At 62.2% G+C, this 12,321-nt stretch carries 10 protein-coding genes; 3 read left to right on the forward strand and 7 right to left on the reverse strand.

From position 1 onward, the window contains the following. Positions 1-71 precede the first annotated feature (71 nt). Positions 72-788: a TetR family transcriptional regulator gene (locus tag P9292_RS23220; RefSeq protein ID WP_250525443.1), complete on the forward strand. Its 717-nt coding sequence runs from the start codon at positions 72-74 to the stop codon at positions 786-788. Here the strand turns inward: P9292_RS23220 and P9292_RS23225 are convergent. From P9292_RS23225 to P9292_RS23255, 7 genes are all read right to left on the reverse strand, one after another. Next, complete coding sequence (locus P9292_RS23225; RefSeq protein WP_309961449.1) at positions 735-1,526, reverse strand: SRPBCC domain-containing protein; 792 nt, start codon at positions 1,524-1,526, stop codon at positions 735-737. The two genes, P9292_RS23220 and P9292_RS23225, sit on opposite strands and share 54 nt — an antisense overlap. A gap of 86 nt (positions 1,527-1,612) precedes the next feature. Beyond that, positions 1,613-1,990 carry a DUF427 domain-containing protein gene (locus P9292_RS23230; protein ID WP_250491846.1) on the reverse strand — a complete coding sequence of 126 codons (378 nt, stop codon included), beginning with the start codon at positions 1,988-1,990 and terminating at the stop codon, positions 1,613-1,615. A 151-nt stretch (positions 1,991-2,141) separates the two neighbouring features. After that, positions 2,142-2,624 (reverse strand): carboxypeptidase regulatory-like domain-containing protein, encoded by a 483-nt coding sequence (locus tag P9292_RS23235; RefSeq protein WP_244827156.1) that lies wholly within the window; start codon positions 2,622-2,624, stop codon positions 2,142-2,144. Between the two features lie 331 nt (positions 2,625-2,955). Continuing rightward, complete coding sequence (locus P9292_RS23240; RefSeq protein WP_309961450.1) at positions 2,956-4,476, reverse strand: DegQ family serine endoprotease; 1,521 nt, start codon at positions 4,474-4,476, stop codon at positions 2,956-2,958. A gap of 191 nt (positions 4,477-4,667) precedes the next feature. Further along, a complete protein-coding gene (locus P9292_RS23245; RefSeq protein ID WP_309961451.1) occupies positions 4,668-6,497 on the reverse strand; it encodes a YadA-like family protein in 1,830 nt (609 codons plus the stop codon). Between the two features lie 529 nt (positions 6,498-7,026). After that, positions 7,027-8,328 carry an ATP-binding protein gene (locus P9292_RS23250; protein WP_309961453.1) on the reverse strand — a complete coding sequence of 434 codons (1,302 nt, stop codon included), beginning with the start codon at positions 8,326-8,328 and terminating at the stop codon, positions 7,027-7,029. After that, entirely contained in the window at positions 8,328-8,990 is a 663-nt protein-coding gene (locus P9292_RS23255) for a response regulator (protein ID WP_244827152.1), read from the reverse strand. Before P9292_RS23255 ends, P9292_RS23250 begins: the two co-directional genes overlap by 1 nt. Positions 8,991-9,274: 284 nt before the next feature. On the opposite strand from P9292_RS23255, the gene dacB reads away from it, so the two are divergent. Both dacB and P9292_RS23265 read left to right on the forward strand, forming a co-directional pair. Further along, positions 9,275-10,882 carry a D-alanyl-D-alanine carboxypeptidase/D-alanyl-D-alanine-endopeptidase gene (gene dacB / locus P9292_RS23260; protein ID WP_309964148.1) on the forward strand — a complete coding sequence of 536 codons (1,608 nt, stop codon included), beginning with the start codon at positions 9,275-9,277 and terminating at the stop codon, positions 10,880-10,882. A gap of 299 nt (positions 10,883-11,181) precedes the next feature. After that, positions 11,182-12,291 (forward strand): SGNH/GDSL hydrolase family protein, encoded by a 1,110-nt coding sequence (locus P9292_RS23265; RefSeq protein WP_309961455.1) that lies wholly within the window; start codon positions 11,182-11,184, stop codon positions 12,289-12,291. The last annotated feature ends 30 nt before the right edge of the window (positions 12,292-12,321 follow it).

Below are 12,321 nucleotides of genomic sequence, written 5' to 3' on the forward strand. Positions count from 1 at the left end.
CGAACCTTCGACAACCGGCCTTCGCCCGGTCGAACAGCAAGGCAGGAGCAAACGGCCAACGGCCGCAGAATATGGTCAGACGAACCAAGGAAGAAGCACAGGAGACACGCAACCGCATCCTCGACGCGGCGGAGCGCGTCTTTTACGAAAAAGGCGTGTCGCGAACGACGCTCGCGGATATCGCGCACGCCGCAGGCGTCACGCGCGGCGCGATTTACTGGCATTTCGCCAACAAGGGTGACCTCTTCAACGCCATGTTCGACCGAAGTCTTCTTCCGCTCGACGAACTCGTGGAAGCGACGCTCGACGGCAAGGAGCCCGACCCGCTTGCGCGCATCCGCGAAATCTTCATCTGGTGCATGCGCAGCATCACGGCCGATGAACAGCGCCGCCGCGTCTTCGACATTCTGTTTCTGAAGTGCGAGTTCGTCGAGGAAATGGGACCGGTGCGCGAGCGCCATCAGAACAACATGCGCGACGGCATGGAGCGCATCGAGCGTGCGCTGCGTAATGCCATCGAAAAGAAGCAACTGCCGGCGGCGCTCGACACGCGACGCGCCACCACACTGTTGCACGGGCTTTTCACCGGCATCCTGCACGATTCGCTGATGCTGCCTGGAAGCGTCGATCCGGAACACGACTCCGAAGCCGTCATCGATGCCTGCTTCGACGCCTTGCGGTGCAGTCCGGCCTTGCTCAAGAACGCCGGCTACCCCGAGCGTTCGATGCCCGCCTCATTGCAGGCCAACGTACTCTGCGAAGAACACAAAGAGTCCGACACAAACTAGCATCGCGAGCCACGCCCAGGCGGGCAGACCGAACACGCGCGGTGCGCCCGCGCCATCGCGACTACGACGCACGAGGCCATGCGCAGCCAGACGATGACGCAGCACATTGGTCGCGGCGCCATCGATGGAGGTTCCGCCCATCGCGCGAGCGGTCGCGCCGCCGCGACGCGAGAACGCCGCCGACATCGAACCCGGTCGCAAGAAGAGATGCCGGCGCGGCACGGCTTCCTGTTCCGCACGCGCCGATGGCAAACCGTATTTCGCCCGCACGACTTCGCAGAATTCGGCGAAAAAGTCGTCGGCTGCTTCGTGCAGCGCGTTTTCAATCTGCCGTGGCGGCAATGCGGCGAGCGGCCCCGAAACCGTCGCCCAGACCGTATATTCGATCCACGTGTCCGCGCCACCGTCCTCCGCGTTCACCGCGACGGCTATCTGACCGCGCAACGAACCCACGCCTTCGCCGCGCGCCTTGAAACTGAGCGTGCTGGTGTCGTCGTCGATTTCTTGGCTTTCGTCGGCCTGCGCCAGACGCCTGCGACGAGCAATGTGCGCGCGAATTTCGTAACGCGCGCGCAAGGCGCCGATCGGCATGACGAGCGTCAACACGTATTCGCCGCTCGGCGTGAGCGTAAAGGACTCGCAATTATCGAGACTCGCGCGCAACAGCGTGAGATCGCTCAACGCCGCCTTCACATGCGCCGGATCGAGCGGAACGCGCAACGCTTCGGTGACTTCCATCCGCTTCTCCGGGCAAGGACCGCGTTTTGGCTATTGCGTTTCGGCTCGCGCGCCTCGAGTTCGGCGCTTTTTATTCGACGCCCTGCCTAGGAAGTCACGTCGATACGATCGACGCGCGATGGATAAAACGCGAGGTATCCGCCGATCTGCCGCGCGCTTTCGAGCGGCGCCTCGTAACTCCAGGCGGCGTTTTCGACCGGACCTTCCTCGGTCATCAGATGGTAGTGCGTGGCCTGCCCCTTGAACGGACAGTCCGATGTATGGATGGAGCGTTGCAGGCGCGCCATGTTGACGTCGGCGCGCGGGAAATAGTGCACGTCGTCGGCGCCCGTTTCGGAAAGCGTCACGGCTTCGTGCGTGTCGGCGTAAGTGACGCCCTGGTGAATCACGCGGCAGCGCCGTCCGTTCGGCGCGATCTCGATCCGATGCGCCGCTTCATGCCCGTCGTTCAGATCCGTGCTCATCGTGGGCCCTCCGGCCTCTGCCGAATTTGCGAGGCGCGTTGGACGCCTCGTCACCAAAAAAAGCCACGAGCGTGCTGCCCGTGGCTTCATTATGAGACAAACTCTGGTCGCCGGGTGGACGGGATTTCGCCCGGACCGGCGGGAATTATCGTTACTGGATGCTCCAGTGAAACGCCGCCTTTGCCTTGCCCGGTCCGGAGACATTGACCGACTGCTTCTTCTCCTGATCCTTGTACTTGGCGTAGACCGTGTAGCTGCCCGCCGGCAGCTTGACAAGCATGTAAGGTCCCATGGAATCGGTGCTCAGCACTTCGCCGCCTTTGCCGCCGACGATCCGCACGTGCACGCCCGACAAGTAATCCGCGGTCGGACCCGTAAAGCGCAGCGATAGCGGCCAATGCGCTTGTTCGCGCTGCAAGGCGTGCGATTCGTCGAGGCCGACGCCGCCCGACGTGTAGGACACATCGCCTTGCTGTTCGATTTGCGGCAGTCCGCCGCCGTTTTCGTTGCCCGCGCTCGACGTATCGCTCGTGCCGGCGCTCGATGCCTGCGCCCATGCGCCGCCTGCCATTCCAGCCGAAAGCGCCGTCACCAGCAACGCGGTCGCCAGTTTTCCCGTGGTCTTGCTCATCATTATGTTGGCTCCTTTATTCGATGCCGCGGCATGCGAACACACCGACGACGCCACGCCCGATGCGTCTTTTCCACGCGATGGGGCACCGAGTGGGGTGTAGAGCATGCTTTGTGCCTGCGCGTTCAGGCGGGGTGTTGTTGATCGTGCGGTGGAACGCGCTTGGTGGAATGATGCGAAAGCCATTGCAGAACGTGCTATCCATTGCGCGTTTGGAAAAGCACGCCGGACGACTCAGCGACGCTAAGCGCCATTCATGCCGCATGCGCAAGCGCGGTTCGGGGCGACGCGAACACGCCACTCCGAACCGCACGACGCGCATCGACGTACACCATCAGCCAAGATCGACCGGCACGAAAATCTGCGCATTGTCCCGCTGAATCAGCAGCGCGATGCTGTCGCCCGCGTGCGAGATCATCGTCTTCAACTGCTGCGCCGTCGTGACGGGCTGGCCATTGACCGCGAGAATCACGTCGCCTGCCTGGATACCCGCATTCGCCGCCGCGCCGTTCGATTGCTGCACGAGCAAACCGCGCGACACCGAGCTTTCCTGCTTCTCTTCCGGCGTGAGCGGGCGCACCGCGACGCCGAGGCGCGCGTCCTGTGCGGCGGCGCCGCCATCGTCGTCGCCCTTCACGTCAGCGCTTGCGGTCTTGGCGTCCTTCAGCGCGCCGATCGTCACGGTCAGATCCTTCGCGCTCTTGTCGCGCCACACCTGCACCTTCGCCGATGTGCCCGGCGAAAGACCCGCGACTTGCGACGGCAACGAGGTCGAATCCGTCACCTGCGTGCCGTTCAGCGAAAGAATCACGTCGCCGGGTTGCAAGCCAGCCTTCGCTGCCGGTCCGCCCGGCTCGACCGAACTCACGAGCGCACCTTGCGGCGACTTCATGCCGAACGAATTGGCGAGCGTCTGATTCAGCCCTTGCACCGTTACGCCGAGCCGGCCGCGATCGACGTGACCCGTTTTGATGAGCGCGTCCTTTACCTTGATCGCCTCGTTGATCGGGATGGCGAACGAAAGCCCCTGGAAACCGCCCGTCTGCGAATAGATCATCGAGTTGATGCCGATGACTTCGCCTTGCAGATTGAAGAGCGGCCCGCCCGAATTGCCCGGATTCACCGGTACATCGGTCTGGATGAACGGCGTGTAATTCTCGTTGGGCAGCGCGCGCGACTTCGCGCTGATGATGCCGGAGGTCACCGTGTTGTCGAAGCCATACGGCGAACCGATGGCAACCACCCACTGACCGACCTTGCTGCCGTTGGGGTCGCCGATTTTCACCGTGGGCAAATCTTTCGCGTCGATCTTCAGCACCGCGACGTCCGATTGCTTGTCCGCGCCAACCACCTTCGCCCGATATTCGCGCTTGTCCGTGAGCTTGACGGTGACGACATTCGCGCCATCGACCACGTGCGCGTTGGTGAGAATGTAGCCGTCATTGCTGACGATGAAACCCGAACCCAGCCCTTCGCTCGGACGGTCCGCGCCGGGACCCGCGCCGCCATCACCGCCGCCCATGCCGGGCACGCCGCCATAAAAGCGCTTGAAGAACTGATAGAACGGATCGTCGGGGTCCATCGGCACTTGATTCGCGTTGCCGCGTCGGGCGGATGTTTGCTTCACGACATGCTTCGCGCTGATATTCACCACGGCCGGACCATACGTTTCGACGAGGCCGGAGAAATCGGGAACGCCGGTCTTCGCCGCGGCTTCGGCAGGCATCAGCGCGGCTTGCGCGGGCGCGATGACCTGCGGCGCAGGCACGTTGTTATGTCCGGCCACGTAGCCCGCCGACAAGGCAACGGCGACCGCTGCTGCGACGGCGCTGCGTGTGAGAATCTTCGCTTTCATCGTGTGTGCTCCTGACGGGTTGCGCTTGAGAAGGCGCCATTGGATGAACGAAGATTACGGGGTGTCGCTTAAAGCTTTCTTAAGGTGCGTAAAAATGCAAAAAAGGCGGCTACCCTTTCGGATAGCCGCCCTGCTTACTGCCTTATTGATGCTTCGTGCTTCTGGTTTGGTCTCGCTCGCGAACCGCGTGCTTAGAACTCGTAGCCGACTTGACCGCGCACGCCTGCGTCGCCGTGCGGCGTGATCGAAGCTGCAGCGTTGACGAGCCAGCGGCTGTCACGCGAACGGTAGGTGCCGCCAACGCCCATGGCCGTGTAGCCCTTGTAGTTCGCGACACCGGCTGCGACCACGGTCTTGCCCGGCTGACTCGGCGTCAGGTTCGGCATGGCCATCGCGGCGGCGATACCGGAAAATGCCTGACGAGCTACCGTATCGACGTTGCTTTGAACTGCGTTCAACTGATTCATGTTGACGCCGTCGGTACCGTTGATGCCCGGCGCGACGTTCGTCAGGCGACGTTCGTTGCCCTTCGAGCCGATCGAGACGGTGTTGTCTTCGTCCGCGACAGAACCGCTACCCAGCGCGACGGAGTTGTTACCCGTTGCCTTTGAGCCATTTCCGAGGGCAGTCGAGTCGGTGCCGGACGCAACAGCGGGGGTGTCGGTCTTTTGCGAAGCGACCGTTGAAGCAGCGCCTTCGACGTTGCTCAATTGCTGCGCCAGACTCGAAACGTTCTGGTTCGTTTGATAAAGCTGCGAGCCGTTGACTGCGTCGGTACTGTCGGCGCTCAAGGCGCCAGCGGATACGCCGGTCACCGTACGCGTGCCATCGGTGCCCGTCATGTCGACGACCGTGCCGCCCGTGTCCTTCGCAACGGTGATGTTTTGCGTCGTTGCGTCTTGACGCACCAGACCGACGTTGCCGCTGGCGATCTGTTGATTGATGTTGCTGATGTCGCTCGTATTCTGCGCGATATCCGACGAGTTCTGCGCAACGTTGGTTTTCAGCGACGAGATATCAGACGTGTTTTGAGCAACGTTCGTGTTCAGCGCCGCGATGTCGGACGTGTTCTGCGCAATGTTGGACGTGTTTTGTGCCACGTTCTGGTTCGTAGCGTAGAGCTGCGAGCCGTTGATTGCATCTAGACTCGATGCGGAAATGGCGCCAGGAGCAACGCCCGTGACCGTGCGAGCGCCCTGCGAGCCCGTCATATCGACAACGGTACCGTCCGTGGACTTTGCCACGGTGATAGTGCGTGTCGTCGGGTCTTGCTGAACCAAGCCGAGTGTGCCGTTTGTGAGTCCGGTGTTGAGGTTCGCGATGTCGGCTGTGTTTTGCGTCACGTTCGAGTTGAGCTTGCCCAACGCTGCATCGACCGTACCGAAAGCCGTGCCGACGTCGGTAGCGGCGCCAGACGTACCATTGATCGAGTTTGCGTTCGTCAGCGCGAAGCTGGGAGCCGAAATCGTGCCGTCGCTATTCAGGGCAGAACCGCCGCCAATCGCCTTTGCCGTGCTTTGTGCGGTGTTCTTCAACTGCCCGAAATTCACCGAATCCGTATTCGCCGTGCCAGCTGCAAGATTGGTTACCTTGCCATTGTTGAGTTGAATATTGGCGCCCGTTTTCGAAACGGTCAGCGCGTTGTTATTAGAATCGGCGCCATTGATAAACTGATAACCCCCGACAGAGATAGAAGCATTCGCGATCGAAACTGAGCCCGTTTGGGTAACTGTGTTGTAACCGGCAGTGGCAGACGTGCCGCAATTTTCCATGCCAACGGTTGTTACGGCTTGACCCGACAGAAATTGACACTGGCCCGGATCAGGCGTACCAAAGTCCATGTCATTGACGATCAATGGTGCAGTAACAGCTGACGCCGTCATCGGCAATGCAATTGCAACAGCGCCTGCAGCGAGAGCGGCGGGCATTACTTTTTTGATCAGGCGCGATTGCAGTTTCGAGGGACGAAGAGCTTTGTTCATGAGTAAACCTAAAAGTAAAAATCGAATGCGATAAAACACTGCTTCGCACGAGAAATCCGTTTAAAGCAAAAGGATCGCGAATAAAAAACGAATCAAAGAGAGCAATGTCACCGAATGGGCGCAGCCCACGTTGACGGGTGCGAGCATTAAAGGATCTCGTTGATTTAACTGCCTTGAAGCACGTCGATCAATCGAAACTAGCTCGCCTGCAGTGAGACGAAATTTACGGCAATTTGTTGTCAGGAGACATAAGCGCGCTCCTAATGTCTGCCGATGTCAATAGACTTACGTCTAACCGATAGAAAATCAGGTCTGAAACGAGTAATTAATTGTGTGAATTTGAAAAGATCCTGTGTAACCGCATTACAGCTTTCCTTCAAAACGCTAACTCGGTTGTTCTTCATTCCTGCGATCGCGTTTGAACAAGCCGGAGAAGAATCGGAATTTGGAATTCTTTTTAAACAACGACGGCGCCTAAAGGCGGACGCTGTTTGGCCTGCCAAGCGCAGCCCAACGCCCTATGCGCCCATCAGCGCATGACGATCCGATAGGGACCAGCGTGTGGGAATCAAAACGTGACCACGACTCGAAGTCCGCCTGCGACGGACGCTCCAAGATGAACAGCCGCCCCATGCTGATCCGCAATCCGCCGCACGATGGCAAGCCCAAGCCCGCTGCCCGCCACATCCGTACGCGCGCGGTCCACGCTTTCGCCCACGCGATAAAACCGGTCGAATACTCTTTCTCGTTCGTTCTCTGGAATGCCCGGCCCGGAATCCGCGATTTCGACTACTGGATGTCCATCTTTTATTTTTAAGCAGACATCCACGCGGCCGCCGCGCGGCGTGTATTTCGTCGCGTTATCGATGAGATTGTTGAACATCACGCGCAATGAATCCGCGTCGCCCGTCACGGTGGCGGGCTCGCTTGCCTCGATGCCGAGGTCCACGCCGCGCTCTTGCGCCACGAGCACGTAACCGCGCACGCACGTTTCGAGCAACGCGGCCAGATCGACTTTCGTCGCCACGCCCTTGCCGTCCGGCTCCGAGCGCGCTAGCGCAAGCAACTGCTCCGCGAGCCGCGTGGCGCGCGCGATGCCTTCGTGCAAATCGAGCAACGCCTCGCGCCGCGATGCGTCGTCCTGCGCGCGCGCCACGAGCTGCGCCTGAATCTGCACGGCGGCAAGCGGCGTGCGCAACTCGTGCGCGGCATCGGCGACGAAGGCTTTTTGCGTATCGAGCGCCGTCGACAGACGCACCAGCAGCGCGTTCAGCGCCCGCACGACCGGCTGCACTTCCTGTGGCAAGCGTTGATTGGGAAGCGGATCGAGTGCTTCGGGATGCCGTGTATCGAGCGCGCTCGTCACACGCTGCAAGGGCGCAAGCCCGCGTCCGACGATCACCCAGATCGCAAGCCCGAGCAGCGGCAGCAACAGGACCAGCGGCCACAACGTGCGCCACGCGACGCCCGCCGCGACGCGGTTGCGTATCGAAAGCGGCTGCGCGAGTTGCACGACGTTGTCGCCGACGATCGCGCTATACACGCGCCACTCGCCGCGCGCCGTCATTTCCGTCGAGAAGCCGAGTTCGGCGTGCGGCGCGAGCGGCACGCGCGGATGCGAGTAGTACATCAGCACGCCGTTGCGATTCCAGATCTGGATGACGACGCCCTCGTCGCTTTCGCTACGCGACGTGAGCACCGACGAAAACGGCTCCGAAGGCAGCGCCGCCGCGATCTGCTGCAATTGATAATCGAAGAGTTCGTTGGCTTCGGCGAGCGCCTGCCGGTAGATCAGCCATCCGGCAAAGCCCACGCCGACAATCACGAGCGCGAGCAGCCAGATGAGCAATTGCCGGCGGATGGACCGCATCAGGCGTCCTTCGCGACCATGTAACCCAAGCCGCGCACGTTGCGAATGAGGTCCGCGCCGAGCTTCTTGCGCAGCGAGTGGATGTAGACCTCGACCGTATTGCTGCCGATTTCCTCACCCCAGCCGTAGATTTTCTCTTCGAGCTGACTCTTCGAGAGCACGGCGCCCGGACGCGCCATCAACGCTTCGAGCAACGCGAATTCGCGCGCCGAGAGCGCGACGGGCGCGCCCGCGAGCGTCACCTGATGACCGACCGGGTCGAGCGTGAGTTGACCATGACGCACGAGCGATTCGCCGCGTCCCGCGTGACGACGGATGAGCGCCCGCATGCGTGCGCCGAGTTCGTCGAGATCGAAGGGCTTGACGAGGTAATCGTCGGCGCCGGCATCGAGTCCTTTCACGCGATCGGCGATGGCGTCGCGCGCCGTCACGATCAGCACCGGCAATGCGTTCGCACGCGCGCGCAGCGTCCTGAGAACGTCGATGCCATCGCGCTTGGGCAAGCCGAGGTCTAGCAGCATCAGGTCGTAGGGCTCGCCGCCGACGGCCGTCAGCGCGGCCTCGCCGTCCTGCACCCAGTCGACCGCGAAGCCGTCCGCGCGCAGCGCCTTGCGCACACCTTCGGCGATCATCCGGTCATCTTCGACTAGCAGGATTCGCATGGCATCTCGTCTTCGTGGTTGGGGAGACCGGCTTTGAAAGTCGTAGCCATTCTAGCTTTGCCGGGCGCGGGCAGGCTTAAGCAAGGCTTAATGGGTGGATGTGATGGATATTGCAGGGTGCTGGAATTCATGGCGCTTAATCACGCGATGTAACGATGGGCGTGCTTGCTCGCCGTCCTTGGCCAGCCGACAAACCCCTATTCGTACGATTTTCGCAAGCCAGCTTGTCTACAATGAGCCTTTCGCCCGTGTGGGCTTCGCCTAACAACACCAAAAGCACGCCCATGCCGCTTGCCTCGCTCGTTTCTCGCTGTTCGTCGTTTGCACTCGCCGCCGCAATCGGCTTTGCCGTCATCGCTCACATGCCCGAGGCACAAGCGCGTGGCGGCTCGAAGTCCGAATCGCAAGCGCAGGCGCCCGAGCGCGCGGCGCATGGCGGCGCGAAGGCAAAGCGCGCAGGCAAGGCGTCCCGGGCCGAGAAAGCCGTCGCCGCACGAGAACGCGTGCCCGCCGGGCCACTGCCCGCACCGGTCATGGCGGCGCTCGCTCACGCGCACATCCCGCTTTCGTCGATGAGCGTAGTCGTGCAACGTATCGGCGCGCCCGTGCCGCTCGTGACGATCAACGCGGACCGGCCAATGCTCCCCGCATCGACGATGAAGCTCGTCACGACTTACTCGGGCCTCTCGCTGCTCGGCCCCGACTATCGCTGGAAAACCACCGCCTACGCCGATGGCGATGTCGACGCACAAGGCGTGCTGCACGGCAATCTCTACATTCAGGGCACGGGCGACCCGAAGCTCGTGCCGGAAGAACTGATCGATCTCGTCGATCAGATACGCAAGAACGGCATCACGGGAATCGATGGCGCGCTCGTGCTCGACAAGCGCTATTTCGACGCCTCCACGCGCGATCTGCCCGCGTTCGATAACGACGATGCCGCGCCCTACAACGTCGGTCCCGATCCGCTGCTCTACGCGTTCAAGTCGCTTACCTTCACGCTCACGCCGAATCCGGACGGGCAGGTATCCATCGACGTATTGCCGCAACTGGCGCAACTGCAGATCGACAACGAATTGCGCGTGACGCGCGGCGCGTGCGCGGGCACGTTGCCGTCCGCATCGCCGAGCGTGGCGCAGACGCAGGGCGGCTTCGTGCAGGCGTCGTTCATCGGCGACTATCCGTTGCGCTGCGGCTCGCGCACCATCAACGTCGCCGCGCTCGACCATTCGACGTTCTTCGCAGGCGGCTTCCTCGCGCTGTGGAAGCAGGCGGGCGGCACGTTTCAGGGCGCCACGCGCGAAGGCCCGACGCCTTCGTCGGCGCGGCTCGTCGGCACGCATCGCAGCCCGGTGCTGTCGGATATCGTGCGCGACATCAACAAGTTCAGTAACAACGTGATGGCGCGAAATCTGTTTCTGACGATCGGCGCGGCGCAACTGAAACCGCCCGCGACGACCGCCAAATCCTCGCAGGCCATCCAGACGTTTCTCAAGAAAAGCGCCCTGCCAATGACCGGTCTCGTGCTCGACAACGGCTCCGGACTCTCGCGCGACGAAACCATCTCCGCGCTCTCGCTCGCCGACCTTCTGCAAGCGGCGAACGCGAGTCCGGTCGCGCAAGTGTTCGTCGAATCGCTGCCCATTGCCGGCGTGGACGGCACCATGCGCAACCGCCTGACCAACGCGGGCGCGTTCGGCAATGCGCACATCAAGACCGGCACCTTGCGCGATGTCCGGGCGATCGCGGGCTACGTCGGCGCGGCCAATGGCGAGAGTTATGTCGTGGTGAGCTTCATCAACGATCCGCGCGCCGAGGCAGCGCGCGCCGCGCACGACGCGCTCCTCGAATGGGTGTACGAAGGCGCGCGCAAGCCGGGCATCGAAGACTGAACGCGCGTTGCGCCAAGCATAGGAGGCAGGCGCGACGCAATTGAGCCAAACCCGCGCCCGGCAAGGCGGACCGAAGATTTCTTCTACGAAGACCGCCCGCGCCTGCACGCGCGCCGTGTACGCTGTCGGGCACGCATGACGGAAGGATGACTCGACCACCTTCGTGATGCACAATTCGTTCGAGCGCACGCGCGTATCGAGGCGCACGCCGGACGAAACGCAGACAGACACGCGGGCCAACACAAGGCACACGCGCTGCGGATTCAAACAGATAACACCGAAAATTGGAGACGAGGTCCATGAAGAAGCAACTCTCGACGCGCGCCGCCCTGGTGCGCTACGCCCGAATCGCCACGGCGAGCGCCGCTTTCGCCCTGATTGCCGCGTGCGGCGGCGGTGGCGACGACAACAACAATTCGTTGCCGCCGGGCGGTGTCAAACTGCAAGTCGTCTCTTTCGGCGATAGCCTCTCCGACGTCGGCACCTACGCGCCGGTGGCGGCGGCGAACTTCGGCGGCGGCCGCTTCACGACCAATCCCGGTCAGGTGTGGGTTCAGGATGTCGCGCAATACTACGGCGACACGCTCACGCCCGCGATGACCGGTGGCTTCGGCACGCCACCCCAGGCGCAATCGGGGCTCGGCTACGCGCAGGGCGGATCGCGCGTGACCAATCCTATTGGCGTGAGTCATGCGACGACCGATCCGGCCAATTACACGGGGGCGCTGACGGTGCCGGTGGCGCAACAGGTGACGAACTATCTGGCGTCGCACGGAAGCTTCAATTCGAATCAGCTCGTCATCGTCAATGGCGGCGCGAACGATATTCTGTACAACCTCACGGCCGTGCAGGCAGGACAGATGACGCCAGCGCAGGCGACCACCGCGATCGTGCAATCGGCGATCGATCTGGCGGGCGTCATCGGCTCGGTGCTGCAGCATGGCGCGACGCACGTGCTGGTGTCGAACGTACCGGATATCGGCACCACGCCGCAGGGCATGATGAGCAACGCGGCCGTCAAGGCGCTGCTGACGCAGGCATCGCTTGGCTTCAATCAGGCGCTTGCCGCCGCGTTGACGCAATCGGGCCTGATGTCGAAGGTGATTTACCTGGATATCGTGCCGGCGCTCGCCAATATCACGGCCAACTTCGGGCAGTACGGATTCACGGTGTCGAATACCGGCACGGCGTGCAATCTGCAGGCGATGGCCGCGGCAGCAGCGGCTTTCGGCGAGCCGAATCCGCAAGCATTCGCCACCTCGCTTTTCTGCTCGCCGCAGAACTACACGGTGGCCAACGCGGATCAACTTTATATGTATGCGGACACCGTGCACCCGACGACGCATCTGCATGCGCTGTATGCGCAGACGGCGGAGCAGAAGGTCGCGGCGGCGGGGTTGGGTAAGTAGTCCGGTTTATTGGAAGTCGGCGAGCCGCCC

It is taken from the genome of Caballeronia sp. LZ001 (assembly GCF_031450875.1).
Taxonomy (GTDB): Bacteria; Pseudomonadota; Gammaproteobacteria; order Burkholderiales; family Burkholderiaceae; genus Caballeronia.